Consider the following 26,047-nt stretch of genomic DNA (forward strand, 5'->3'; position numbering starts at 1 on the left):
GGAAAAAGATCAGTGGCACATTCATTACGGTTTTTTTCAGGTGGCCATCGAACTTTTCCGGGCGTAATGGCACCAACCGCGTTAGAGGCCGACAATGGTCGAAATGAACAGGAATGCTTGCTTATGAAAATCAAGACTCTCGGAATTCCGTTGGCTGTTGCAGCCTTGCTGACCCTGGCCGGTTGCTCGACCCCGACAGTGGTGACCTTGCAGAACGGCACCCAGTACCTGACCGAAGACATGCCCGATACCAAAACCGAGGATGGCTTCTACGAGTTCAAGGATATTTCCGGCGCCAAAGTCCGCGTACGTGCCGACGAAGTGGCCACGGTGCGCAAGGAAGACTGACGGATAAAACATCAAAAAAGGCTGCGTTCCTGTTGGAGCGCAGCCTTTTTTGCATTTGTCAGCGGGGTAATGCCATGCCCGGCAGGGAGCCGTCGCAACTGAAGGGGCGTTCGCCGCGGCGAACCAGTTCTTCCTGCAAGCGCTGGCAGCGCTGACGCTCCTGTTGCGCCATGCGGTCGATGCTCAGGTTGCCGGTCATTTCCGGCTCATGGTCTTCGCCGATGCGAACGGTCACGAACGGTTGTTCGGGCTGGATATGAAAGCGGCTTTTTTTTTCGACGGGTTTGGCGTCTTCGCTTTTGGCCGGCTCTGGCAGTTGATCGGGTGTCACGCCATAGCGGCTCAGAATCGAGCTGTGAGGCAGATCGGCCCAGGCATTGGCCGACAGCAGCACAAGCCCCGCAACACCGATATACCCCTTGAAACCTTTCACGTGTGAATCTCCTGTACTCGTTGGCGACCTTTAGATGACGAACGTTGCCGTCATGGCTTTAGGCCGCATTTCCTGTTGGTGCAGGGATTGGAGTCGGGGAATGGCTGGCGAGTCACTTTTGCTATGGGGAGGGAATACGCTCCCTCCCCACCTTGTCGTCAGGCGATCACGATCCCGTCGGCACTCAGGCTGTTCAACGCTACCCCGACCAGCGTCACCGAATCAGCACCGAATTTCAGCACCGTATCCTGCCCCACCGCCGTGGCATGGGCGCGGAAGTCGTCGCCCGGCAACACGCCCTGCACGCCGAGGAACACCAGTTTGTCGTTGGCGGTGTAACCCACCACGCGATCCTGGCCGAATGCGCCGTTGAACAGGAAGGTATCCGCCCCGCCACCCGACTCCATCAGATCATTACCGGCACCGCCGACGAACACATCGTTGCCCGCCCCGCCGATCAGATGGTCGTTGCCGTCCAGCCCGAACAACCAGTCACCGCTGGCCTTGGCCTTGAGGGTGTCGGCGCCGCTGGTGCCTTTCACGCTCGACTCGTATTGAGTGACGTTGTTGCCGACCTTCAAACCGGTCGCTGTGACGCTGTGGGTCACGTCGTCCTTGAACAGGCCCCAGAGAAAGCCCGGCTCCTTGGTGACGATGCTGCCGATGTCGCGGGTGATGCTGATCCCGCCGTTGGCATCGCGGATGTACAGGTTGCCGGCGCCGTCGTTGGCGAAGTCGAACTTGTTCACCGACTGTTGCAAATCGAGGGTGTTGTTACCGGCACCGCCGAGGATGACGTTGTAGCCCCCGCCATCGCGGAAGGTGTCGTTGCCGGCGCGCCCCTCCAGATAATCGTTGCCGCTGCCGCCCTGGATCAGGTCGTTGCCGTCGCTGCCGATGATGAAGGTGCTGCCCTTGTGGGTTTCGGCGTTGCGGTTCAGGTCCTGCACCCAGGTGTTGGCCCGCGCCGGATCCGACAGGTTGGCGACGATGATCGTCGAGTCCTTGCTGGTCAGGTCGTAGAACTTCGACTCGATCACCCGGTTCATGCCGTCGCCATAAGCGGTCGGCAGGTGCGAGATCCAGGTCGGAATGTTGACGATCGAGAACGGCAGCACGTTCCACGCCGCCGAGGCGTAATGGTCGTTGAAACTGACGATGTTGTCGGTCGCCGACTCCTTGGGTGCGTCATGCACGCCAAGCGAGGCACCGGTGAAAGTCGAGCCGTCGAGGGCGCGGAACACCGGGTCGTTTTCATAGCCGACGTTGAGCACCTTGTCGGTGCTGCTCTGGGTTGGCGAGGCGTAGGCGATGTAATTCGAGTCCTGGAAGAACCCGCCCCATTTGCTGGTGCTCAAGTCCGCCATGCTGTTGACCGCCAGCCCGCCGAGGCTGTGGCCGCTGACCAGCACGTCCTTGCCGCTCAGGCCGTTGGCCTTGGCAAAGGCCACCACAGCGTTCATCAGGTTGCCGAAGGCTTCGCCGACGTAGTTCCTGGCGTAATCCTTGGGGCCGAACGCGGCGAGCAAGTCGTTGATCACGTCACCGATGGAATCGCCGATCAGGATTTCCCGCGGGCCGCTGGTGCCACGAAAGGCGATGCCGATCTCCGTGAGACGGCCCTGAGCGTCGTATTTGCCGAGGATTTCCACCTGAGCGCTGGTGTAGCCGGCCTTTTCGCCGAAGAAGGTGCCGCGCGCGTCGGTCTTGCCCTCGTAACCCAGTTGCGAGGCGGTGATCGGGGTCCAGCCGGCTTTTTTCACCGCGTCGAGTGCGGCTTTTTCCGAATCGGGATTCCACGGAATACCGGGGATCACCCCCTGGGAATCCGTGCCGCCGATCAGCGCGGTCACCAGCGTGGCCGGCAAGCCGAGGCCGAAGCCGTTGTGCTGATAACCGACGGCAAAGCCGTTATCGAGGTTGTGATAGGAATACAGCGTAATGGCCATGGCATCGCTGAACAGCGCCTTGGATTCCGCCGTACCGAAGTTCTTGTAGTCATACACACCCATTGCTGTTGCCTCTCTTTTTGTTGGAATTGTTCAGAGATAGCTCACAACCAGAACGCCCCTCCCGAGGCGCCCCGGAGCATTTCAGTACAACTTTCGTTTGTCAGGCGAAGACGAAACTCGAATCCGACAGGTTAGCCACACCGACCCCGATCAGCGTCACGGCAAAGTCGCCAATCTTCAGCACGGTATCGCTTCCGGACTGCGACGCGTGTTGCTTGTAGTCGTAGCCCTGCCCTGCGCCTTCGACGCCCATGAACACCAGTTTGTCGCTGTCCTGGTAGCCATTGATCGCGTCGAAGCCGAAGGCGCCGCTGAACAGGAAGGTGTTGTTGCCACCCACCGCGCTCATCACGTCGTTGCCGGCACCGCCGACGAAGGTCACGTGGGCCTTGTCGCTTTGCAGGTGATCGTTGCCGCCCAGGCCGAACAGCCAGTCGCCGTCGGCGGTGGCTTTGAGGGTGTCGCCCATGGCGCCGCCGCTGAGCGAGTGGTTGTACTGGGTCAGTTCGGTACCGTTGGCCAGGCCTTTGGCGGTGACGGTCCAGGTGATTTCCTTGCTGCCCCACCACGAACCCGACTCTTTGCTCACTAGCGCGCCGATGTCGCGGGTCATGCTGATGCCGCCGTAGGCGTCACGCACGTACAGCGTGCCGTCGCCGTCGTTGGCGAAGCTGAAGTTCTGCAACGGCTTTTGCAGCTCGAAGGTATTGTGGCCCTGGCCACCGAGCAGGATGTTGAAACCGCCGTCATCACGGAAACGGTCATCGCCGCCCAGGCCTTCGAGGAAGTCGTTGCCCGCCCCGCCCTTGAGCCAGTCACCGCTGTCGGTGCCGATGATGAACGTGCTGCCGGTGTGCGGCTCGCCGCTGCGGCCCAGATCCTCGACCCAGGTCTTGCCCCGCGACGCTTGCTCAAGGTTGGAGACGATGATCGTCGAGTCCTTGTGCGTCAGGCCGTAGAACTTCGACGCGATCACCCGATTCAGGCCGTCGGCATACCCCAGCGAGCTGTGGGCCGACCAGTTCAGCGGGTTGGCGATGCTGAACGGCACCAGATTCTGCGCGGTGGACGCGTAGTTGTCGTTGAAGTTGACGATGTTGTCAGTGGTCGAATCGTGCGGTTTGTCGTGCTTGCCCATCGACGCGGTACTGAACGTGGTGCCGTCGAGCACGCGGAACACCGGGTCGTTTTCGTAGCCGATGTTCAGCACATTGGTGCCGGTGCTGCTCTGGGTCGGCGAGGCGAACGAAATGTAGTTGGCGTCCTTGAAAAAACCGCCCCAGTTGCTCGCGCTCAACTCCGCCACGCTGTTGACCCCGAGACCGCCGAGGCTGTGGCCGCTGATCAATACGTCCTTGGACGCAATGCCATGGGCGACGGCGAAAGCCGCCACCGATTTGAGCAGGTTATCGAAGGCGTTTTTCGCGTACTGGGTGGCGTAGTCCGACGGGCCAATGGCAGCCAGCAGGTTGTTTTTCATGTCGCCGAAGGTGTCGCTGTAACCCAGCCCGCCGGTGCCGCGGAAGGCCACGCCGATGCCGATCAGCTTGCCCGCGGCGTCGTACTTGCCGAGCACTTCGGCTTCGGCGCTGGTGAAGCCGTCCTTCTCGCCGAAGAACGTGCCCTGTGCTCCGACCTTGCCCTGATAGCCCAGCGCCGTGGCGCCGATCGGCTTCCAGCCTGTACCGGGCAAGGCCTGCCCGGTCGGCGTGTAGGCATACAGCGTCAGGGCGATGGCATCGCTGTACAGCGCTTTGCCGTCGGCATTTTTGTAATCGAACAGTCCCATGTTGTGCTCTCTCTTCCTTTAAAAAACGGCAGTTCTCGAAAGAACTGCCGTTACCCCTTAGAACTGCCAGTCCAGCGTCAGGCCCACGCCGTGGTCCTTTTCGTTGGAGCCGATCAGCCCGTTGTAGTCCAGGTTGACCCGGACATCGCGATTGAGCGCCAGACCGGCGCGTACGCCGACCACCGCTGCATCTCGATCCATCGACACACTTTGCACGGTGAACGCACTGTTGCCATTGACGAAGGCCAAGCGACTGTCAGCATCCACGCTGCTCAAGTTGTGCTGCCAGCCCAGGCTTGCACCCAGTTCCAGCTGGTGTTTCTCCGACAGGGCAAACGTGCGTTTGGCCCGCACACCGAGGGTCGACAGCACCACATCGCGGTTGTCTTCGCCGCCCTTCAGTGCGGCGGCATCACCCTTCTCGGTGAAGCTGTCGCTGTTGAGGTGCACGTAGGCCAGATTGGCGAACGGCTCCAGGTTCATCGGTTGCAGGCCCAGGTCGTAGGCCGCTTCGGTGAACAGTTGCGCGGTGGTCGCATCGCGCTTGGTTTTCTGTTTGCCGCTGACGCCACCGAACTGCAGGTCGCGTTTGACGTCGATGCGGTGCCAGCTGTAGGCCGCACCGGCAGTCAGACGCAACGCATCGATCTGATGCCCCAGGTACGCGCCCAGGTGATAGCTGTCGACCGAGGCGGACGAATGTGTCCCGTCTCCCATGCTCAACGAGCTGTCGCTATAACCGGTAACGAAACCCAGACGGGTATCTTCAGCGATCAAGCCGTCGACCCCGGCCAGCAGGCCGCCAATGGAGCTGGTGGAATCGGCGTATTTCGACCCGCCATCGCTCTTGCCCCACGCGCCCAACACTTTCAGCCAGGCGTTACTGCGGTCATCGGTTGGCGCGCCGGCATCGAACAGATCACGCTCGCGCAGACGTTCGCCCACGGCATCGCGCAGGTAGCGGCTGTCGTTGATCAGCAGCGTGCCGATGGCCGGGTGAATCTCGCCGGACAGTTGCTGGAAGGCCTCCTGCGCAGCGGCCGCCGACGGCGACAGCAACAGGGTTTCGAACAACGCATTGCCGGCGCCGAGGCGTTCGGCGGCAGCACCGACTGCGCGCTGGTTCGGGGTCAGGCCGACACTGGCGAACGAGGCGCCGTTGCGGCCGACGTCCAGTTGCACACCGCTTGCCGAGTACGCCAGGGTGCCGCCGAGGAACGCGTAGTCGGGCAGCACTTGGCCGAACTGCCCTTCAATGCCGCCCGCTGCCTGCAAGATGTTGAACTGGGTGCCGAGCAGGCTTTTCACTTCGCCGGTGGTCAACAGCGTCGGGCTGTTTTCCAGCGACATGGTTACGGTCGCGCCTTCGATCAGCGCTTTGCCGCCGGCGACGATCCGGTCGCTGCTGGTCGGCGACACTTCCACCGCATAGGTCGAACCTGGTGCGAAGGTCACGTCACCGGCCACGTTCAAGGTGCCGATGGAGTTGCCCGGCGCCACGGTACCGCCGCGGTTGGCGGTCAGCGCCGCGATCCGGCCGTTACCGCCAAGGATGCCGCCGTCATTGACCGTCACCGCCGATTGCAGCGAGCCATTGATTGCCAGTCGCCCCTGATTGACCAGGGTCGGGCCGCTGTAGGTGTTGTTGCCGGTCAGCACCAGAGTGCCGATGCCTTGTTTGGTCAGACCGCCATGGCCGGAGATGTTGTTGCGCCAGGTGTCGAGCCCGCAGGTGATGTCGTTGCACACGCGCTCGGTGGGTTTGCCCGCATCGATGATCGCGCCGATGCCCGGCAGATCGGCCACGAACTGGCCGGAACCGTAGGCGCCCTGGATGCGGAACTCTTCGGGAATGTCCTGCTCGGTGACGAACATCGCCGGGCCGTCGATGCCCTTGCGCAGGTTGATCATGCCCCAGCCGTACAGGGCGTCGATGCCCGGTGCGCCGAGGTCGGTGGCCGTGGTGCGCAACACGCTGGCGACCTGATCGCCGGTCATGTACGGGAAGCGCTCCATCAGCACCGCCATGGAGCCGGCCACGTGCGGCGCGGCCATCGAGGTGCCGTTGTAGTTCTTGTAGCCGGTGGTCAGGTTGTCGGCGTTGGTGCCTTCGATGATCGAACTGTAGATCTGCGTGCCCGGTGCCGAGACGCAGAAACTGGCGGTGTAGCCGCAGCGCGAAGAAAACGTACTCATGATGTACGGATTGGCGCTGGTCTGATCCGGGTTCCTCTGCAATGCGGCGACGGTGATCCAGTTCGGCGCGATGTCCGGCACGAAGTAACCGAGGCCGGCGATGGCGTCCGGGTTGTTCAGGTTGTAGTCGTTACCCGCCGCGAAGATCGTCACGATCCCGCTGCGTGCAGCGGCGATTGCGCCGTCGTAGGCGCCGCCGGGTTTGGTGCCCAGCAGTGTGCGGATCTCGTTGAACTGCAGTTGCGCGTCGTTGACGGTGAAGTGCGGATACGCCGGGTCACGGCCGCCGAGGTCGAAACGGTCGGTGATGCCGATCCCCCAGCTGTTGTTGATGATCCGCGCGCCGCTGGCGATCAGCGCATCCCAGCCGGCCTTGTACACCGCACCGTCGTTGCCGCGCACGATGCCGTCTTCCGGGCCTGGGTCGCCGTTGTCGGCGCTGATGATCTGCGCGCCAAACGCCACACCGTGCATCGGTCCGCCGTCTCGGCTGCCGGCGGCGATCCCGCCGACGTGGGTGCCGTGGGCGCCAAGCTTGCCGTCGGAACCGACCGAGGGCGAGCCGTCATAGCGGAACGCGTCCCCGGCTTTGACCGGAATGTAGGGGTCGGTGTATTCGCGGATCCCCGAGGTCACCAGGGTGATGACCTTGTTGCTGCCGGAAAACTCCGGATGCGCAGCGTAGACCGGTTGGTCGAAGATCCCGAGCTTCACGCCTTTGCCGGTGTAGCCGGCGGCGTAGGCGTAATCCGCGCCGATGGCGCCGAGGCCCCAGTCGGCCTTGAACTCGGCACTGCGCCAACTGCCCGGATCCCCTGCCCGGCCGCTTTCCACGTAAGGTGCCGCGTATGCGCTGCCCCAGGTGGTCATCGCGCAGAGCAAGGCAAAGTTCAGAGTTTTCAGGCGAAAGCCTCCACCCGATTGCGCGGGGGTGTTGTTGTTTTTCATCCAGCGACCTTCCTTAGTGATGTTGCGAAAAATCCGTGTGTTCAGCCCCGTGATCGTTCCCACGCTCCCGCGTGGGAACGCAGCCCGTGACGCTCCGCGTCACTGGACGCGGAGCGTCCCTAGAGGCATTCCCACGCAGACGGTTCGACGCCTCGACGTGGGAACGATCATCCGTGTGTCTAGAACTGCCAGTTCAGACTCAGGCCCACGCCGTGCTGCTTCTCGCGGCTGGCCAGTTGTCCGGTGTAATCGAGGTTCACCCGCACGTCGCGGGTCAGCGCCAGGCTGGCCTGCACGCCGATCAGCGCAGCGTCGCGCACCAGTGGCGAGCTTTCGACCGTGTACGGCGCGCTGCCGCTGGCGAAGCGCAAATGCTGCTCGGATTCGATGTCGGTCAGGCTGCGCTGCCAGCCCAGATGCCCGCTCACGTCCAGCTTCTGCGCGGACGGCAGGTCAAAGGTCTTGATCGCCCGCACGCCGAGGGTGCTCAGCACCGCGTCGCGCTGGTCGTCGCCGCTTTTCAGCGCGGCGGCGTCACCCTTCTCGGTGAAGCCGTCGGTGTTGATGTGCACGTAAGCCAGGTTGGCGAACGGCTCCAGGGCCAGCGGTTGCAGGTTCAGTCGATAGGCCGCTTCGCCGAATACCTGAGTGGTGGCGGCATCGACTTTGGCTTTCTGCTTGGCGCTGACGTTGCCGTACTGCAAGTCGCGTTTTACATCGGCGCGATGCCAGCTGTAGGCCGCGCCGGTGCTCAGACGCCAGGCACCGATGTCGTGGCCGGCGTAGGCGCCGAGGTGATAGCTGTCGACCTTGGCCGAGGAATGGGTGCCCGAGCCCATGCTCAGCGAACTGTCGCTGTAACCGGTGACCAGACCGATGCGGGTCTGCTCGTCGACCGCGCCGTCGACACCAGCCAGCAAACCGCCGATGGAAGTGCTGTAACCGGCGGTGTCGTGGCGCGAGTCGGTTGTGCCCCAGGCGCCGAGGGCCTTGATCCAGCCATTGCTTTGCGTGGCTTGGGCGTCATGCAGGCGTTCGCCGATGGCATCGCGCAGTTGCCGGCTGTCGTTGATCAGCATCGAGCCGAGGGCCGGGTAGATTTCGCCACTCAGCTGTTGAAAGGCTTGTTGCGCGTCGCTGGCGGTGGCCGACAACAGCAGACTTTCGTACACGGAATTGCCCGCGCCCAAACCCTCGACCGCCGTGGCCACGGAGCGCTGATTCGGTGTCTGGCCAATGCTGGCAAAAGACGTCGCGTTGCGCTCGACGTTCAAGCCAATGCCGTTGCCGCTGTAGGCCAGGCTGCCACCGATGAACAGATAATCCGGCAGCACTGCACCGAACCGGCCCTGAATACCGCCCGCCGCTTGCAGAATGTCGTACTGCCGGCCGAGCAGGCTTCTGGCTTCGGTGGTGCTGAGCAAGGTCGGGCTGTTTTCCAACGACAGACTCACGGTGGCGCCGTTGATGGAGGCGGAGCCGCCGGCGACGATGCGGTCGCTGCTGGTTGAAGACAGTTCCACGGCGTAAGTCGAACCGGGCGCGAAGGTTACGTTACCGGCCACGTTCAAAGTGCCGATCGAATTGCCCGGCGCCACGCGGCCGCCGCTGTTGGCGGTCAGTGCGCCGATCCGCCCGGAGCCGCCGAGGGTGCCGCCGTCATTGACGGTCACGGCCGAGGTCAGCGATCCGTTCACCGTCAGCAGACCGCCATTGACCGTGGTCGGCCCGCGATAGGTGTTTTCACCGGTCAAAATCAGTCGCCCGTCGCCGGACTTGATCAGGCTGCCTTGATAAACCCGAGCGGAAGCTGCTGCGTCACGGGCCATGCCCACGGCGTAATCAGTCTGATCCTGCTGGCTGGCGCCGGCCGGCACGCCGCTCTGCCAGCCTTTGTTTTGCAGGGTTTGCTGCCAGGTGCTGTGTTCGGCGAGGTCTTCGCCCTGGCGCTGGATCAGCGCCTTGTCGCTGATGTCGTTGCTCCAGACATCGCTTTGCCCGGCCGCCAGATTCGCGTTGAAAGCACCAAGCAATTGCCCCGGCCCGCGCATCGCCCGGTACAGGTTGGCCACGCCCCAGCCGACTCGTTCGGTCGGCGCGTCAGTCACCGAACCATCGAGTTGAGTGGCGGTGGTCAACAGCACTTCGAGAGCCTGCTGGTTGTTCATGTACGGGTAGCGTTCCATCACCAGCGCCAGTGCGCCGGTGGCGTGCGGGGCGGCCATCGAGGTGCCGGATTTGATCGCATAACCGCCGTCGGGAATGGTGCTGTCGATCTTCGCCCCCGGCGTGGTGATGCACCAGTATTTGGCGATGCCGCACTGGTTGTACTTTTGCTGATTGCTTTGGTCGAGTCCGGAGACCGCCAGCCAGTGGCCTTCCAGGTCTGGCTGAAAGTACGGCAGCGCCGAGCGCACGCTGGCATTCGGGTAGCCGCTGTTGCCGGCGCTGAACACGTTGATCACGCCACCACGGGAAACGTCTGCCGCCGCATCCAGCCAAGTGCCCTTGTTCCAGTGCTGGGCGTAAGCGGCGTGCAGGTCCGCGAGGGTTCGGTAACTGACATCCGGCGGCTGGCTGCCCCAGCTGTTGTTGATCGCTCGCACGCCGGCATCGGCCAGAGCGTCGTACACCGCTTTGAAGTAGCGCGGATCGGGGTTGGGGCCGAACAGAAAACTGTCGTTCTTGTTGGTGTTGCCGACATATATCTGCGCGTTGTATGCCACGCCATGCATACCGGTGCCATCGCGGGACGCGCCCATGGTGCCGACCACGTGGGTGCCGTGTGAATCGTTGTTCGGGTTGAGGGTGCCGTTGACGTTGAATAGCGAGCCATCGAGGTAGCTGCCGCTGGCCAGTACCGGGTGATAACGGTCGCTGGCGAACTCGGGATGGGCGGCGTCGAAGCCGGAGTCCAGCGCGCCGATTTTCACCCCCTTGCCGGTGATGCCGACGGCGTAGGCCTGATCGGCCTGCATCCGGCCAAGGCCCCAGTCGCGCAGGAATTCGGCGCTGCGCCAACTGGCCGGATCGCCGGGTTGTCCGGATTCTAGGTACTGCGCCTGAGCCTGGGTCGAAGAAATCACAAGCAGCAGGGTGCCGACCGAAATCGGCTTGATGCGTACGTCCATGTTCACCACTCACTTTTATTGTTTTATGCAGGTTTATTCTGCGGTGTTGCCCATTCCCCTCACCCCAGCCCTCTCCCCAAGGAGATGGAGCTGACCGAGGTGTCTTGCGTCATACATCGACCTGAAAAAACCGGGTCGATGCTGGATTCGGTGACGCCCGATCAGGTCGGTGTACCTCCAAAATATCCCCCGATCAGTCCCCTCTCCCTCCGGGAGAGGGTTAGGGTGAGGGCCGGTCTGAAGCCATGCACATCAACGCCGAGCCACACCAAACGCCTCATCCACCCGCGCCAGATCCTGTTCGCTCAAGGTGCCCGCGTAGTAATGCAACTTGGTCCAGGCCATAAGGTAGTCATAGCGGGCCTGGGCCAGATCACGGCGGGTGGTAAACAGTTGTTGTTCGGCGTTCAGGGCGTCGAGATTGGTGCGCTCGCCGCCGAGAATGCTTTGTTTGGTCGACACCACCAGCGCTTCGGCCGAGGCCAGGGCCTTTTGATAGGCGCGCAACTTGTTGACCCCGGACAGACACGCGCTGAACTGCCGGCGCAATTCGATCAGCGTCTCGCGGGTCTTGCCGTCCAGTTCGTATTCGGCCTGTTCCATGGTGCGGCTGGCCTGACGGGTCGAAGCCGACACGCCGCCACCGGCATACAACGGCACGCTGACTTCGAAACCGATGGTGTTGGTTTCGTAACGCTGGTTGTAGGTGTTGCCGCTTTCCGACTCGTTCTGGCGCATCGTGGCATAGGCGCTGACTTTCGGCAGGTGCCCGGCGCGGTTGCGCTCGACTTCGTACCGCGCCACTTCCACCGCCTGACGCTGGGACGCAAGGTTCGGGTTGTTGCTGACTGCCAGCTCATGCCAGGTGTCGTAGTTGGCCGGTATCAAGGCGAACGTCTGGAAGTTCTGATCCAGCGGCGCCAGATCACTGATGTCCATCGCCGGCACGCCTACCAATGCGCCCAGCTCCCGTAGCGCGGCATCCTGCTCGTCGCGGGCCTCGATTTCCTCGGCGGTCGCCAGTTCGTAACGCGACTCGGCTTCAAGGATGTCCGTACGGGTGCCCTCGCCCTGCTTGAACATATGCTCGTTCTGCTGGAACTGCTGCTCGTAAGCCTTTTTCTTGGCCTGCGCGATGTCGATCTGATCCTGGGCAAACAAGGCCTTGGTGTAGTTATCCAGTACGCGAACCAGCAGCTCCTGGCTCTTGCCGCGAAAGTTCTCATCGGCAAACAGCGACTGGGCCACGCCCTTGCGATAGGCCGCGTAGGCTTCGTAGTCGAGCAACGGTTGTTGCAGGGTCAGGCTTGAGCCGTAGCTGCTGTAATTACGCTCATCGGTGCGATTGCGCGCGCGTTCGTCGAGGGACGTGGCCTTCGACGAGTTGCGGCCCTTGTTGTAGTTGTAACCCAGTTTCGGCAACAGGCCGGCGCGGCCGATGGCACGGTTTTCGAGGCCGGCATCGCGCTCCTTGATCGCACCGAGGAACACCGGGTCATTGCGCAACGCCTGTTCGTAGATCTCGAACGGCCCCATGGCCGCCACTGCACTGTTGCCCGCGAGCAGCGCGAACGCTGCCGCCAGCATGGAAAGCTTATTCATACAGCCGAACATCCTTATTCTTCGGTCAACGCGGAACCGGCGCGGTCGAGCAGCGGCTTGAACAGGTAGTTGAGGAGTGAACGTTCGCCAGTGCGCACGAACATTTCCGCCGGCATGCCGGGCTTGATCACCAGCCCGTTGAGTTTTTCCATGGCCTGATCGCTGACGCTGCTGCGCAGCACGTAGTACGGCACGCCGGTTTTCTCATCGACCATCTGGTCGGCGGAAATCAGGCTGACTTCGCCGGGCACCCGTGGCGTCTTGCTCTGGTTGAATGCGGTGAACAGGATGTCGACCGGCAAGTGCGTGCCGACCTTGTCGATCAGGTTGATCGGCAGGTGGCCTTCGACTTCCAGGCGCGTGCCTTGCGGGACGATTTCCAGCAGGGTTTCGCCCTGACGCACCACGGCGCCTTCGGTGTGTACGCCGAGGTTGACTGCCACGCCATCGGCGGTGGCGAGGATTTCGCTGTGTTGCAGGTCGAAACCGGCGGAGGTCAGTTGCTCGGACAGCGTGACGCTTTTCAGTTGCGCGTCAGCCAGTTGAGTGCGGACTTCCTTCTGGTACTCCTCGCCGTGCTGTTGCAGCTTCAGGCGGGATTCAAGAATGCCCTGCTCTACCCGGCCACTTTCGCCAGTGTTCTCGGCCAGTTGCTGCTGCACCTGCGACAGCTGACGCTGATATTCCATCAACCGGTTGCGCGGGATGTAGCCGTTGTCGGCCAGCGGTTGCAGGTTGCTCAGTTGCTGTTGCAACGAATCGGCCTGCGCGTTGAGGTCAGTACGGGCGCGGCGCATGCCCGCCAGTTGCGCAGTGGCGCCTTCGATGCTGGCACGCAGGGCGGCCTGCTCGCGGGCAAACGCTTCGCGACGACTGCTGAAGAGTTGCCGTTGCCCTTCCAGCACCAGTGCCAGGCGCGGATCGGCGTTGTCGCTCAGTTCTGCCGGAAAGGTCACTTGCTTGAGGTTGTCACGCTCGGCCTGCCAGCGCGCGAGGCTGGCCCAGGCCATGCGGTATTGCGCCTGCAGCGACTGCACGTCGGCGGCGACCTGGGTCTGGTCGAGGCGGAACAGCGGCTGGCTCTGCTTTACGATTTCGCCTTCGCGCACCAGAATCCGGCTGACCACGCCGCTGCTCATCGACTGCACGGCTTTGCGTTTGCCCGACACCACCACAGTGCCTTGTACCGGAATCCCTTGATCCAGCGGCGCCAATGCCGCCCAGGTGAAGAAACTGCCGGCACCGACCAGCGCCAGAATCCAGCCCATGCGGGCGAAAAACTTTGCGTCGCGCTCCGGGCGCTCGGTGATGTAGTCGTGTTCCATCGTGGCTTCATTTTGCGTGTTCATGCTCGCGCTGCTCATACACCCGAATTCCTTGTCGTCGGCTGATACTGTCGGCTCATGCTGAGCCCGGCCGGTGCCTGCGCAGGTTTTTCATTTTGTTGTGGCGCGTTGCCGGACAGCGCCTTGAGCACATCGTGGCTCGGGCCAAAGGCTTGCAGGCGACCGTCGTTGAGCACCAGCAGCTTGTCAGCCTGGGCCAGTACCGAAGAACGGTGGGTCACCAGCACCACAGTGGTGCCCTGGGCCTTGAGCTGCACAATCGCGCTGGACAGCGCGGCTTCGCCGACGGTGTCGAGGTTGGAGTTAGGTTCATCCAGCACCACCAGGCTCGGGTTGCCGTACAACGCACGGGCCAGTGCCACGCGCTGTTTCTGCCCGCCGGACAAACCGCTGCCGTCCTCGCCCAGTTGCGTGTCGTAGCCTTGTGGCATGCGCAGGATCAGTTCGTGCACCCCGGCCTGTTGCGCGGCGGCCACGACCTTTTGCGGATCGGCTTCGCTGAAGCGGGCGATGTTCTCGGCGATGCTGCCGCTGAACAGTTCGATGTCCTGCGGCAGATAGCCAATGTACGGGCCGAGCTGATCGCGGTTCCAGCGGTGAATATCAGCGCCGTCCAGACGCACTGTGCCACCGAGGGCGGGCCATACGCCGACCAGCACACGCGCCAGGGTCGATTTGCCGGAGCCGGAAGCACCGAGCACGCCCAACACTTCACCGGCCCCCAAGCTGAAATTGACCATATGCAGGGTTGCGGCGCGCTGCCCCGGAGGACCGGCGCTGACTTGTTCGAAAGTGATCTGGCCTTTCGGCGCCGGCAGCGCCATGGCGTCGTCACTTGGCGGGAAGGCCTGCAGTAGCGCATCGAGGCGGCGGTAAGCCAGCTTCGCCCCGCTCCACTGCTTCCACACGGCAATCAACTGGTCGATCGGGCTCAGCACCCGGCCCATCAGGATGGAGCCGGCGATCATCATCCCGGCGGTCATGTCGCCCTTGATCACCAGCAGTGCGCCGAGGCCCAGCACCAGCGATTGCAGGCACAGACGCAGGGTCTTGCTCAGCGAGCTGATCACCGCGCCGGTGTCGCTGGCCTGATTCTGCAGGCCAAGGAAGCGCGAGTGCACCTGGAACCAGCGCTTGCGCAAGGCGCCGAGCATGCCCATCGCCTGAATGGTTTCGGCGTTGTGCAGATGGCTGGTGGCCAACTGGCTGGACTTCTGCGAGAAACCGGCGGCTTCGCCCAGCGGCTTTTTGGTCATGTATTCGTTCAGGCACGCCAGCGCGATCAGCAGCAGCGCTCCCGCTGTGGCGAGCACGCCGAGCCAGACGTTGAACAGGTAAATCACGAACAGGTACACCGGGAACCACGGCGCATCGAAGAACGCGAACAGCGCAGGCCCGGTGACGAACTGGCGAATGTGGGTCAGGTCGCCCAGGGACTGTCCGGCGTTACCCTCGCCCTTGAACAGATTGCGCTCGAACGCCGCCTGATAGACCCGCAGATTGAAACGGCGCTCGAGCTGGCTGCCGATGCGGATCACGATAAAGCTGCGCACCACCTCCAGCAGACCGATGAAGGCGAAGAAACCGACGACCATCAGCGACAGCATCGCCAGGGTGGTTTCGTTCTGCGAAGACAGCACCCGGTCGTAAACCTGAAGCATATATATGGAGGGCACCAGCATCAGCACGTTAATCAGTGCGGTAAAGCATCCGACGCTGATCAGAATGCTTTTATAGTCACCTAATGCCTTGAATAAGGGAGCGGTGGCTGGGGCCTTCGCCATCTTCATTGATTATTCCTGAAATGGTATTTCCCGCCCTGCTTGGCGAGACTTCAATTAATTGTCCGCATGGCGTGCGGGACATAAACCGCCAGTACCTGCTTACACTTCAACAACAACTTCGGCGATTAAAACCGGTCTGCGAGTTATTGCACTGTCGCTTATAACTGTAACGGGGCGCTTTATATTTAAACGGTCAGTCGGTTTCGGTCATTACGGCTGCTGCGAGGAACGCTCAAGTGTAATCACCAGGCCCGACTTCAAAGTGCTCAGATAAAGCCCTTCACGTTGTCGGCTGAAAAACTGGATTCTTGAGCCTTCCTTGCCGGTGATCGACAGACCGTCCGGATCGGGAAACCAGCCGATGGCGGCATCCTGCAACCACGCGCTCAGGCAATCGGCGCCCTTGCCCAAGGTCTGGTTCGCCTCGAGGTCGATCTGGCAGGTGTTCGACGGCTTGTCTTGCAGGGCTTGCGCTTCGGGGCTGTCACTGCGGGCGCTCAGGGTTGCCTGCCACTGCCCGGCAAATACCGATGGGTCTTCAAGTCTGAGGCTGCTTGCCATGGTTGTTTCTCCAGAAATCATCAGCATCGGCAACAGATACGCCGCCGCTTTGCGGGTAATAGCGAATTGGATCATAGGAAATTTCACTCCGGCACGTAGCCTTGCTTACCGGCCATGGCGATGCAAGTAAAGAAAACGGCGCATCACGCGCCGCTTTCCCGTGTTACGTCACGCCACGATGTCGCTGGTGGCTGCCTGGCCAACGGTACTGACCTGGAAATCAGCCACGCCGTGCCCGGAGAAGTCCACCGACAGCAGGCTGTTGCCACCCGAGGAAGTCAGGACCGCATCACCCGCCGCACCGGTGAAGGCGCTGACGAAGTGCAGGCCGGCGCCCTTGGTGATACCGGTCAGGTCGATTTTGTCCAGACCGCTGACGAAATCGAGGATCTGATCGATCGCACCCGGCTTGGAGTCGGAGCTGGCCGCGAACACAAAGGTGTCCGAACCCGCGCCGCCCCACAGCTTGTCAGCACCGCCGGCGCCCCAGATGATGTCGTTGCCGGCACCGCCTTTGAGCTCGTTGGCCGCGCTGTTACCGATCAGCAGGTCGTTGCCCGAACCGCCAATGGCGTTCTCGATGGTGACGCCCTTGGCGATGGACACGTTGCCCACCAGGCCGCCAACGTCGGAGAACGAGGCTTCATTGAGGTTGATCTTCTGGTTCTGGGTGAAGCCCGAGAAGTCGAAGGTGTCCTTGCCGCCCGCATCCCACACCGAGAACACCAGCTTGTCGGCCGACGACGAGGCGCTGAGGAAATCGCGACCTGCGTTGGAGTTGAAGCCGTAAGTGGTATCACCGGTACGGGTGGTCAGGTTGGCTCCGTAGAGCTTCTGGATCGCTGCGATGTCATCCATCAGCGGGCCGGAGGAATAGGCTTCCACGCCACCCTTGCTGAAGTTCTGACTGGTGTTGCTTTCGCTCCAGTAGCTCATGACGCTGTAGCCGCGGGTGTCTTGCCCGTAGGTGGCGTCGTTGTAGGTCGGGTTGCCGTTGCCGGCGTTGTAGTCGCCCGGGTGCGCCAGACCAAGGGTGTGGCCGATTTCGTGGGTCAGGGTCTGACGACCGTAGTTGTTCAGATCCGGATTCTTGTTTTGCGTGTAGCCACTGTTGATCAGGTACCACGACGTGCCGTCATAACCGGCGCCGGTGCCTGGCAGATAAGCGAACGCTGCAGCGCCATCCTGGCCACCGCTGTAGTTACCGAAGGTCATGTGACCGTCACCGCCCGAGGCTTTCTCGGTGAAGGTCACGTTGGCCACATCGGCCCAGGATTGCATGGCGAGCACGGCCTGGGCTTTTTGTTGGGTACTGAACTGACTGAACCCGCTGATCCCGTGCTTGTTCATCGTGCTGGACGATGCCGAGGTCAGGAACGTGTAGGTGAGCTCGATCTTGCCGCTGCCATCCTTGTCCTGATAGGCAGCGCCGTCGCGCAGCAGCTGGGTGGCGGCCTGGTCGACGGAGAAGGAGGGTTTGCCATTGACCGTGAGGTTGCCGCCACGATCGTACTGATGGCTGAAGCTATTGATCTGGTTATACGCCGTGCTGGTCGCTGCCAGAGGTTGCGGCGCCGCGCCCAGCTGGAAAGCCTGTTCGGCGGTATCAACAGCGTTAGCTTTTACTTTCGACATAAACACACTTCCTTGTTTAGCAATGGAACAGTTTTTGTCCGATAGCGACAACCCCTGGCGAGATTGTCCTATCACTCGCCCAATGAAGGCGTAAGAAACCTGACACAATTTGAAATCTGTCGTCTAGCGTTTTTTCGAGATCAAATTGAACTGTTCCGGGAAACTCCCGTAAACAAAGCGCGTGCCGCCGAAAGAATGTTGTAAGTTTGGTGAGCCTGCCTAATTGTCTGACGATTTCTTATTTAAATATTAAATATCGGTAAGTTGTTTTTTGTTAGCAACGTCTCACTTTGCTGCACTTTATCAGTGCGATGCCAGTGTATTGATATCAAGTAATTCCGACAGAACATAATCAGGCGAGGGCTGTGCCGCCCTCGCCTGTTTTTCTTCAGCTGCCAGTACGAATCTTGTTCCACACCCGCGTGCGGATCCGGTCGATGTTCAGCGGCATCGCTTCCAGCGCGAACAGCTTGCCCATCATTTCCGGGCTCGGATACACCTTGGTGTCATTCTTGATCGCCGGGTCGATCAGGCTATCGGCCTGCTCGTTGCCATTGGCGTAGTGCACGTAGTTGCTGATGCCGGCCATCACGTCGGGCTGCAGCAGGTAGTTCATGAATGCGTAGCCGGCCTTCTCGTCCGGCGCGTCGGCGGGCATGGCGACCATGTCGAACCAGATCGCGGCGCCTTCCTTGGGAATTTCGTAACCGATGTCGATGCCGTTCTTCGCCTCTTTGGCGCGGTTTTCCGCTTGCAGGATGTCGCCGGAGAAACCGACAGCCACGCAGATGTCACCGTTTGCCAGGTCGCTGGTGTACTTCGAGGAGTGGAAATAGCTGACGTACGGCCGCACTTTCATCAGCAGCGCTTCGGCTTTTTTATAGTCTTCCGGATTCTTGCTGTGGTGCGGCAACCCCAGGTAATTGAGCGCTGCCGGTAGCAGTTCCGGGCCGTTGTCGAGGATCGCCACGCCGCATTTCTGCAGCTTTTCCATGTATTCGGGTTTGAAGATCAGGTCCCAGGAGTCCACCGGCGCGTTGTCACCCAGCACAGCCTTGACCTTGGCGATGTTGTAGCCGATGCCGGTACTGCCCCACAGGTACGGAAAGCCGTGTTCGTTGCCCGGATCGTTAGTCTGCAAGGCCTTGAGCAACACCGGGTTGAGGTTCTTCCAGTTGGGCAACTGGCTCTTGTCGAGCTTCTTCAGCGCACCGCCCTCGATCTGCCGCGCCATGAAATGGTTGGAGGGAAACACCACGTCATAACCGGATTTACCAGTCATCAGCTTGCCGTCGAGGGTTTCGTTGCTGTCGTAGACGTCATAGGTGACGCCGATGCCGCTGGCCTTTTCGAAGTTCTTGGCGGTGTCCGGTGCGATGTAGTCGGACCAGTTGTAAACCTTGACCGTATCCGCAGCCTGAGCGAGGGAAACGGCGAGCATCAAAGGTGCGAGCGCGAGGGTCTTTCGGATCATGGATCGATTCCTGTATTGGCTATTGTTGTTGGCAGGCAATCAAAAGGATCAAAACGTCAGAAAATCAGGACATAGGTCTTGCGCACGGTTTCCTCGATGTCCCAGATCCCGAGCGTATTGGCCGGCAACATCAGTGCGTCGCCACCTTGTATGTGCAGGGTTTCGCCGCCGTCGTCCGGGGTGAACGTGCAGCGACCGGAAATGAAATGGCAGAACTCCTGAGCGGTGATCTGCCGGCGCCAGCGCCCCGGGGTGCATTCCCAGACCCCGGTTTCGACGCCGTCGTCGCGCTCGACGCTGGTGGTCGATGCAATCGCTACCGGCGTGCCGAGCGGTACGGCCACCGGATTGGACTCATCCAGTTGCAACGTGGCGGTGTTCTTGAATTGGGTGATGCTCATGGCGTTACCTGTCTCGTAGTAAAACGTTTAGTGCATGAAACCTTCCATGAATCCGGCCACCTGGCGGGCAAGCTTGCGCCGCCAGGGTGCGGTCGCCGGATTGGCCAGGGTCTGGTCTTCGTGGACGAAGCTTTTGATGATTGCGTTGTAGCCGAGCCAGCGGCACGGCTCGGGCTCCCACGCTCGCAGTGCGTGGATCCCGCCATCGGGCAACACCCATGGCTGATGCGTCAGCTCGGTGTCGCGCTCAAGAATCAGATCCGCCAGCGTCCGTCCGCCCAGATTGGAGGCGCCGACACCCTCACCGCCATATCCACCGGAAAGCGCGATGCCGTTGGCCCGGTCACACAGCATGTGCGGTTTGAAATGCCGGGACATGCCGAGGTTGCCGCCCCAGGCGTGGGTGATCTGCACGTTTTTGAGCTGCGGGAACAGTTCGCCGAACAGGTAGCGACGCAGCTCGACTTCATCGCGGGTCAGGTCGAAGTTGTGGCGCAGCTTGCCAGCGAACTGATAACCGCCACGGGCGCCGAAGATCAGCCGGTTGTCGGCACTGCGCTGGCCGTAAGTGACCTGACGGCTGAACTCGCTGAAAGCCTGGCCTCGGCTCAGGCCGATTGCGTCCCAGGTCGCGGCGGACAACGGCTCGGTGGCGACGATCAGGCTCTGCACCGGTAATTGATAACGGCCCAGCGGCGGCAGCGTGACGGAATAACCTTCGATGGCCGGGACGATCCAGCGGCTGCGCACGCCGGCCTTGTCGGTACGAAGGCTGCCGGCCTGCCAATGGGTCACCGGGCTGTTTTCGTAGATTTTCACCCCCATCCTTTCGACGGTTCGCGCCAGGGCGCGCACCAGTTTCGCCGGGTGAATGGTCGCCACGTGCGGCGCGAAGATCGCGCCATAGGGTTTGGCGATTCGCAGTTGCTGCGCCAGTTGCTCCGGGCTTAGCCAGCGGTAATCGTCGTCGGTCAGGCCCTGGGCGTGGAGCTTTTTCAGGTAGTCGCGAAGACTGGCTTCCTGCTCGGGATAGCGCGCGGCGCAGTACAGCACCCCGCCCTTGCGGTAATCACAGTCGATGCCTTCGCGTTCGAGGACGATTTCCACTTCATCGGGAATGCTGTGCAACAGGTCGAATGAAGCACGGCGTTGTTGTGGCGACAGCCCTGCCAGCAGGCGATCCTCACCCAACAGATTACCCATCAGCCAGCCGCCGTTGCGACCGGACGCGCCGAACCCGGCGGTTTGCGCTTCGATGATGGCGATGTTCAGGCTCGGCGCCTGTTGTTTCAGGTAGTACGCAGTCCACAGTCCGGTGTAACCGGCGCCGATGATCGCCACATCGACGTCCAGGTCCTGCGCAAGCGACGGGCGCGCGGTCAGCGGCTCGTCGAGTTGATCCATCCACAAACTGATAGTGCGCCACGCCGGCATGCAAGACTCCGCCAATCCAGGTTTCGATGGCGTCGATCCTAGAGGCAGAACTCAGGGATTGTCTTGCGCGCGTGTCCGCAAAGAAATTTGCTTCGCGTAGGCCTTGGGCGACTGGCCGGTGTGCTGGCGAAAGCAGCTATAGAAAGCCGACAGCGAATTGAAACCGGCGGCGAAGGCCAGTTCATCGATGCGCAGCGGCGGCGTGGCGTTGTCCAGCGCCTGCAACAGATGTTGCAGGCGCGCCTGATTGACGTAGCGGTAGAAGCTTTGCCCCAGCACCTGATTCAACAGGTAGGAAATCTGGTTACGGCTGTACCCGCACTCCTTCGCCACCCGTTGCAGATCGAGTTCCGGATCGAGATAAGGCTGCTGACGCTGGAAGTATTGTTGCAAGTCATCGGCCATGAAACTCAGCTGACGGGGCGACAGGCCTAGGCGACTCGTCGCCGGGCGCTGGCGGGTTGCCGTCAAGCTGTCGGCCTGTTCGCGCACCAGCGACGCATATTCGTTGACCCGCCAGATCTGTCCGTCCTTGACCGTGATCGCTTCACTGGAGCGAAACGACACCAGCCCGTTACCACCGCGCAACGTCACTTCGTATTGAATGAAGGCGGTGTTGCCGTCGATACGGATGCGGTCGCAATGCTCCAGCGCTTCGTCGGACTCGCGCGGCATGCTGACCCGGACGTACTCGCGCAACTCGTCGAGGCCGAGCACGCGGTTCTGGAAGAAATCGTTGTACTGGATGTCCGGGTGGTACAGCGCCATGACGCCATCCAGGTCCCGGTGTTTCCAGCACAGGTGATAGCGCATGACCGTTTCGGCCGTGGCCCGGCTCTGTTCCGGGCCGTCATCATCGGCGTGCATAAGAGACTCGTGGAAAAAGAATCGAGCTTGCCCAACTTCTGATGTTGCTTCAATAACCGACAGTGATAGCACTTTGCCGAAGATGGCGATGGACAGTGACTTACATCAAAAAAATCCCGGCAATCGCTAAATCGACTGAAAATTCTCACAGGAACTTCACATCCAGATGCTACTTTTAAAGGCAATCACCGGTTGGGCCAATGACGGCTCTTCCCACCTACCATGAGCGAACGGAAGCGCTCGATGAAGAAGGCGGGCAACACATGAATAAAGGGTCAAGCAAGGTCACGTTTCCCAATGCCTGCCAGCTGATGCGCTGGCATTTTCATCCCATGGGTTTCGAGGCGACCATGGATGCGCCGGGCAGTCTGGTCGCGCGTCTGTTCGATCGGGCCAGCGGCGAAACCCTGATCGCGATCGCCGGCATCCCCTGTGCCACAGTGATGAACGCGGCGGATGTGGAGCGAATAATCGAAGCCGTCGAGGACGAGCTGGAGGCATTCATTCCTCCGGAATCTCTCAAGAGTTATGCATAACTAGCTGATTTAAAATAAAAAGCCCGCTTTGCGCGGGCTTTTTCTTGGGCATTGGATTCAGGCCGTTTTCTTTTCCGGACGATGATCGACGAAGAACGGTTTGCCTTTGGCAACCCGGTCGGAAGCTCGAGGCATGTTGACTGCCTGCGTGTCTTGCGGCTCGACGTACCAGTAGCAATGGCTGACTGCGCGAGTGATGCCGACGTAGGCCAGGCGCAGGATTTCGTCTTTTTGCGCACTGTCATAAGGCTCGCTGTCGCCGGCCTTGCCCAGTCCGGCCATGCGATACACCTGATTCTTGTATGGCGAACTGGTCAGGTGCTGGCAATCGCCCAGCAGAAAAACCGCGTCGGCCTGCAGACCTTTGGCGCTGTGATAGGTCAGTTGTTTCAGTCGGCGGGACTCGTACGGCAAGCTCGAATCCACATTAACTACAGACTGAATATGCTGCTCTATCAATAATTTATCGCTGCTTTTTCGATATAGCATCAGGATTGAATCGCCCTTGCGGTAGTGTTCCGCCAGGCGCTGGCCGAGTGCCTGATCGTCGCGCTCCAGCACGTTGACTGGCTGCAACGGCCTCTCCTCGCCGCTGGCCTTGGCCTTCTTGCCCGGGATCGCCGGCGCTGCCCGGACGATGTGTTCCGCCGCGTCGATGATGTGCTGATGGCTGCGATAGTTGTCGCTGAGCATCACCCGGGTCGTTCTCGGCGACGGGAATTCCTTGTTGAATTCCATGAAGTAGCTCGGCGAACTGCCGCGCCAGCCGTAGATCGATTGCCAGTCATCGCCTACGCAAAGCAACGAGGATCGCTGCGCGCCTCGTCCGACGTGCATGGACGGGCCGCGACTACGGATTTCCGAGAGACTGGCGCGAATCCACGAGACGATTTGCGGCGAAACGTCCTGAAACTCATCGATCATCAGGTGCGACATTGGCCGCAACAGCTCATCGCTGAGCAGTTTGAAGTTTTCCGGTGAATGCTCGCTGAACAGCGCGAACATCCGGTTGTAAGTCATGACCGGCGGCTTCTGATCCAGAAGGTGATCTTCCAGCGCTCGCCAGAACAGACTTAAAGCCTCGAAGAAAAACCGGTCCGGATCATCCTTGGCGAAACTCATGCGGCCAACGGCGTCCGGCACATCCAGGCCCAGGTTCTCGATAAAACCGGCGGCGGCGACAAAACAGTCGAGCAACGGCGCGGACGCCAGCTCGCCCTTGACCTTGTAATCGAAGCCGGGACCGGCGCTGACATCGCCTGCTAGCGTGGCCAATAAACGCTTTGAAGATTCGTAATTATCCAGCCAAATCAGTGGCTTGCGACAGAAAGCTTGAAACAGGGTGCGCTTGACTGCCCACTCTGCACGCACCGTCAGCTTGGCGTTGGGACGGCAGACCTGCGGGTTTTCCCGAGGGTCGAAACCCAATACAACCCAGGCATCCAGACTTGGGATGTAGCCGTGGCAATGGAACGATGCGCCGTTGATTTCGAATGTCTGGCGGCTGGGCTCGATGCCCTTGATCGGCCAGGCGCCCGCACGCAGCCACATGTCCTCGATCATGTCGCACAGCTCTTCATCGCGGCGAGCGGCCAGCTCTGTCACGGCCACGCGCTTTTGCACATCCGGATGATCGCGTTCCAGCTCCTTGAGCTGCAAGGCGTGCCGGGACAGCGGCTGGATCAGTTGCGCAAAGCGCGGGTCTTCTTTGTAGAGACGGTGGTAACACGCGTTGAGCTGCTGGCGCTGCGCGTCGTTGATACGCAGATCGAACGGATTGCTGTCGACGTCTTCTTCCCCACCCTGCGGGCGGTGGCTGAGGTTTTCGAATGCCTGCAAGCGCTCGAACCCCGGCAGGCTGCGAACCATCGGCAAGATCCGCGAGTGGAAGGTGCGCACCAGATCCCGCGCGTCTTTCTGACTCAGTGCCCGGCCCCACAACGCGAACAGTTCGATCAGTTTTTTGATGAAGTCCCTGCGCGACTCGCGGGTGAAGGTCACCACGGTCATCGAATCGAGCTCGAAGCCCAGATAGTGAGTCAGCAGCAGGATCCGCAACACCAGCGTGGTCGATTTGCCGGCTCCGGCGCCGGCAATCACCGAGGTTGACGGGGTATCGCTGAAAATCATCTTCCATTGCGCAACGCTCGGCTGGGCGTGGGCTGGCAACAGACGCGCAACGTCGGCTTTCATGCGTTTCTTCAGTTCTGCGCCGAGCGGCAGGCGCCAGTCGTCGAACAGATGATTATCGATACCCGGAGGACGATGCTCGGTATTACGGCTGTCGCGGATCAACAAAACCTGGCGGCCTTCTTCCAGCCCGTCCGCCTTGCCTTCCTTGTACCCGTAATCCACGCCGGCGGTATGTCCGCTGCGAAAGCCATCGGCCTGACCATGCAGCCACGAGGCTCGGTGCTGGGCGCGCAGTTGCGTCAGGCCGTGGCCTAAGAAACGCGCCGCCAGGCGTTTGAACCAGGGCATCTCGGCCAGGGGGCGAAGTTCGGGAGGAAGATCGGGGGTGTGTTGCGCCACGCTGACGGACTCCGGATGTGAGGCTGTGGGGGGCTATGGTGTCTGCATTTGCTTTTTTGTTCTAGCGAAATGCTTACAGGTCATTGGTTTAGGCGATGAATTGAAGGTGGGATGAGACGGTTTCGAGCTTTTTATATATCCATTGATTCGATTGGAATGCCGCACTTTTTACGCTTTTTATCGATGTTTGACTGATAGATGATGCGTGCCATCAATCACCGGTCTCGCTTCGTGGCTCAGGCATCACGCCCCATGACGAACCTTTTGAGGAGACGATCATGCTTGAACTCAGACCCTTCAGCTCGCTGGGCGGCGCCCATCACGGCTGGTTGGATGCCCATCACCATTTTTCGTTCGCCGAGTACTACGATCCGCAACGCATGAGCTGGGGCAACCTGCGCGTGTGGAACGACGACATCATTGCCGCGGGTACGGGCTTCCCGACTCACCCCCACCGCGACATGGAAATCATCACTTACGTGCGTGAAGGTGCGATCACCCACCAGGACAACTTGGGCAACAAGGGCCGCACCGAGGCTGGCGACGTGCAAGTGATGAGCGCCGGCACCGGGATCGCCCACAGTGAATACAACCTGGAAGCCACGGATACCAAGATATTCCAGATCTGGATTCTGCCGACCGAAACCGGCGCGCCGCCGTCCTGGGGCGCCAAACCGTTCCCGAAAGGCGACCGGGAAGGTTTCGTAACGCTCGCCAGCGGCAAGACTGGTGACGACCAGAGCCTGCGCATCCGCGCCGACGCGCGTTTGGTGGCGGCCAATATCAAGGCCGGTGAAACCGCTGAATATCGCCTTGATGCCGGACGCCGGGCGTATCTGGTTCCCGCTACGGGTGTCATTGAAGTCAACGGCTTGCGCGCACAAGCTCGAGACGGTGTGGCAGTGGCTGATGAACAGGTGTTGACCGTCACGGCGCTTGAAGACAGCGAGATCGTGTTGGTGGATCTGGCCTGATCGGCGAATCGCGGGTACAAAAAAGGGCGACCTCAGGGTCGCCC

General features: G+C 61.1%; 18 protein-coding genes. 3 read left to right on the forward strand and 15 right to left on the reverse strand.

Annotation, left to right across the window (positions count from 1 at the left end; all coding sequences use genetic code 11):
• The first annotated feature begins 123 nt into the window (after positions 1–123).
• The gene (locus tag AWU82_RS07345; protein WP_039768348.1) at positions 124–348 is read left to right on the forward strand and encodes a YgdI/YgdR family lipoprotein; all 225 of its coding nucleotides are present in this window, start codon (positions 124–126) and stop codon (positions 346–348) included.
• Positions 349–406: 58 nt separating this feature from the next.
• Here the strand turns inward: AWU82_RS07345 and AWU82_RS07350 are convergent, their stop codons facing one another.
• The 14 genes from AWU82_RS07350 to AWU82_RS07415 form a co-directional block, all read right to left on the reverse strand.
• The gene (locus tag AWU82_RS07350) at positions 407–781 is read right to left on the reverse strand and encodes a hypothetical protein (protein ID WP_064381646.1); all 375 of its coding nucleotides are present in this window, start codon (positions 779–781) and stop codon (positions 407–409) included.
• A 158-nt stretch (positions 782–939) separates the two neighbouring features.
• The gene (locus AWU82_RS07355; protein WP_064381647.1) at positions 940–2,793 is read right to left on the reverse strand and encodes a polyurethane esterase; all 1,854 of its coding nucleotides are present in this window, start codon (positions 2,791–2,793) and stop codon (positions 940–942) included.
• 100 nt (positions 2,794–2,893) lie between these two features.
• Positions 2,894–4,582 (reverse strand): polyurethane esterase, encoded by a 1,689-nt coding sequence (locus tag AWU82_RS07360; protein WP_064381651.1) that lies wholly within the window; start codon positions 4,580–4,582, stop codon positions 2,894–2,896.
• Positions 4,583–4,639: 57 nt separating this feature from the next.
• Positions 4,640–7,726, reverse strand: coding sequence for an autotransporter serine protease (locus tag AWU82_RS07365; protein ID WP_064381653.1), 3,087 nt, complete (start codon positions 7,724–7,726; stop codon positions 4,640–4,642).
• 179 nt (positions 7,727–7,905) lie between these two features.
• A complete protein-coding gene (eprS, locus tag AWU82_RS07370; protein ID WP_064381655.1) occupies positions 7,906–10,857 on the reverse strand; it encodes an autotransporter serine peptidase EprS in 2,952 nt (983 codons plus the stop codon).
• Positions 10,858–11,109: 252 nt separating this feature from the next.
• On the reverse strand, positions 11,110–12,471 hold the full coding sequence (locus AWU82_RS07375) for a TolC family outer membrane protein (RefSeq protein ID WP_064381657.1): 1,362 nt from the start codon (positions 12,469–12,471) through the stop codon (positions 11,110–11,112).
• Between the two features lie 2 nt (positions 12,472–12,473).
• On the reverse strand, positions 12,474–13,823 hold the full coding sequence (locus AWU82_RS07380; protein ID WP_064381659.1) for an HlyD family type I secretion periplasmic adaptor subunit: 1,350 nt from the start codon (positions 13,821–13,823) through the stop codon (positions 12,474–12,476).
• Entirely contained in the window at positions 13,820–15,595 is a 1,776-nt protein-coding gene (locus AWU82_RS07385; RefSeq protein WP_064381661.1) for a type I secretion system permease/ATPase, read from the reverse strand. The genes AWU82_RS07380 and AWU82_RS07385 overlap by 4 nt, the downstream gene beginning before the upstream one ends.
• 204 nt (positions 15,596–15,799) lie before the next feature.
• On the reverse strand, positions 15,800–16,225 hold the full coding sequence (locus AWU82_RS07390; protein WP_159085215.1) for an AprI/Inh family metalloprotease inhibitor: 426 nt from the start codon (positions 16,223–16,225) through the stop codon (positions 15,800–15,802).
• A gap of 93 nt (positions 16,226–16,318) precedes the next feature.
• On the reverse strand, positions 16,319–17,785 hold the full coding sequence (locus tag AWU82_RS07395) for a serralysin family metalloprotease (protein ID WP_064381663.1): 1,467 nt from the start codon (positions 17,783–17,785) through the stop codon (positions 16,319–16,321).
• 388 nt (positions 17,786–18,173) lie between these two features.
• A complete protein-coding gene (locus AWU82_RS07400) occupies positions 18,174–19,259 on the reverse strand; it encodes a polyamine ABC transporter substrate-binding protein (protein ID WP_064381664.1) in 1,086 nt (361 codons plus the stop codon).
• A 56-nt stretch (positions 19,260–19,315) separates the two neighbouring features.
• Positions 19,316–19,660 carry a cupin domain-containing protein gene (locus tag AWU82_RS07405; protein WP_011334089.1) on the reverse strand — a complete coding sequence of 115 codons (345 nt, stop codon included), beginning with the start codon at positions 19,658–19,660 and terminating at the stop codon, positions 19,316–19,318.
• A gap of 27 nt (positions 19,661–19,687) precedes the next feature.
• Positions 19,688–21,094, reverse strand: a complete 1,407-nt coding sequence (locus AWU82_RS07410) for an NAD(P)/FAD-dependent oxidoreductase (RefSeq protein ID WP_064381667.1) — start codon at positions 21,092–21,094, stop codon at positions 19,688–19,690.
• A gap of 51 nt (positions 21,095–21,145) precedes the next feature.
• Positions 21,146–21,961, reverse strand: a complete 816-nt coding sequence (locus AWU82_RS07415) for a helix-turn-helix domain-containing protein (protein WP_064381669.1) — start codon at positions 21,959–21,961, stop codon at positions 21,146–21,148.
• A 263-nt stretch (positions 21,962–22,224) separates the two neighbouring features.
• Here AWU82_RS07415 and AWU82_RS07420 point away from each other — a divergent pair, with 263 nt between their 5' ends.
• Positions 22,225–22,497, forward strand: a complete 273-nt coding sequence (locus tag AWU82_RS07420) for a DUF1652 domain-containing protein (RefSeq protein ID WP_011334086.1) — start codon at positions 22,225–22,227, stop codon at positions 22,495–22,497.
• A 57-nt stretch (positions 22,498–22,554) separates the two neighbouring features.
• Here AWU82_RS07420 and AWU82_RS07425 read toward each other — a convergent pair whose 3' ends face one another.
• Entirely contained in the window at positions 22,555–25,029 is a 2,475-nt protein-coding gene (locus AWU82_RS07425) for a UvrD-helicase domain-containing protein (protein WP_064381671.1), read from the reverse strand.
• A 278-nt stretch (positions 25,030–25,307) separates the two neighbouring features.
• Here AWU82_RS07425 and AWU82_RS07430 point away from each other — a divergent pair, with 278 nt between their 5' ends.
• Complete coding sequence (locus AWU82_RS07430) at positions 25,308–26,003, forward strand: pirin family protein (protein ID WP_064381673.1); 696 nt, start codon at positions 25,308–25,310, stop codon at positions 26,001–26,003.
• The last annotated feature ends 44 nt before the right edge of the window (positions 26,004–26,047 follow it).

This window comes from Pseudomonas glycinae (assembly GCF_001594225.2).
Lineage (GTDB): Bacteria > Pseudomonadota > Gammaproteobacteria > Pseudomonadales > Pseudomonadaceae > Aquipseudomonas > Aquipseudomonas glycinae.

What these genes read in the sequence shown, in the direction of transcription:
- AWU82_RS07345 (WP_039768348.1), top strand. Translation starts at nt 124, where the DNA reads ATGAAAATCAAGACTCTCGGAATTCCGTTGGCTGTTGCAGCCTTGCTG.
- AWU82_RS07355 (WP_064381647.1), bottom strand. Translation starts at nt 2,793, where the DNA reads ATGGGTGTGTATGACTACAAGAACTTCGGTACGGCGGAATCCAAGGCG.
- AWU82_RS07360 (WP_064381651.1), bottom strand. Translation starts at nt 4,582, where the DNA reads ATGGGACTGTTCGATTACAAAAATGCCGACGGCAAAGCGCTGTACAGC.
- AWU82_RS07365 (WP_064381653.1), bottom strand. Translation starts at nt 7,726, where the DNA reads ATGAAAAACAACAACACCCCCGCGCAATCGGGTGGAGGCTTTCGCCTG.
- eprS (WP_064381655.1), bottom strand. Translation starts at nt 10,857, where the DNA reads ATGGACGTACGCATCAAGCCGATTTCGGTCGGCACCCTGCTGCTTGTG.
- AWU82_RS07375 (WP_064381657.1), bottom strand. Translation starts at nt 12,471, where the DNA reads ATGTTCGGCTGTATGAATAAGCTTTCCATGCTGGCGGCAGCGTTCGCG.
- AWU82_RS07380 (WP_064381659.1), bottom strand. Translation starts at nt 13,823, where the DNA reads ATGAGCAGCGCGAGCATGAACACGCAAAATGAAGCCACGATGGAACAC.
- AWU82_RS07385 (WP_064381661.1), bottom strand. Translation starts at nt 15,595, where the DNA reads ATGAAGATGGCGAAGGCCCCAGCCACCGCTCCCTTATTCAAGGCATTA.
- AWU82_RS07390 (WP_159085215.1), bottom strand. Translation starts at nt 16,225, where the DNA reads ATGATCCAATTCGCTATTACCCGCAAAGCGGCGGCGTATCTGTTGCCG.
- AWU82_RS07395 (WP_064381663.1), bottom strand. Translation starts at nt 17,785, where the DNA reads ATGTCGAAAGTAAAAGCTAACGCTGTTGATACCGCCGAACAGGCTTTC.
- AWU82_RS07400 (WP_064381664.1), bottom strand. Translation starts at nt 19,259, where the DNA reads ATGATCCGAAAGACCCTCGCGCTCGCACCTTTGATGCTCGCCGTTTCC.
- AWU82_RS07405 (WP_011334089.1), bottom strand. Translation starts at nt 19,660, where the DNA reads ATGAGCATCACCCAATTCAAGAACACCGCCACGTTGCAACTGGATGAG.
- AWU82_RS07410 (WP_064381667.1), bottom strand. Translation starts at nt 21,094, where the DNA reads ATGCCGGCGTGGCGCACTATCAGTTTGTGGATGGATCAACTCGACGAG.
- AWU82_RS07415 (WP_064381669.1), bottom strand. Translation starts at nt 21,961, where the DNA reads ATGCACGCCGATGATGACGGCCCGGAACAGAGCCGGGCCACGGCCGAA.
- AWU82_RS07420 (WP_011334086.1), top strand. Translation starts at nt 22,225, where the DNA reads ATGAATAAAGGGTCAAGCAAGGTCACGTTTCCCAATGCCTGCCAGCTG.
- AWU82_RS07430 (WP_064381673.1), top strand. Translation starts at nt 25,308, where the DNA reads ATGCTTGAACTCAGACCCTTCAGCTCGCTGGGCGGCGCCCATCACGGC.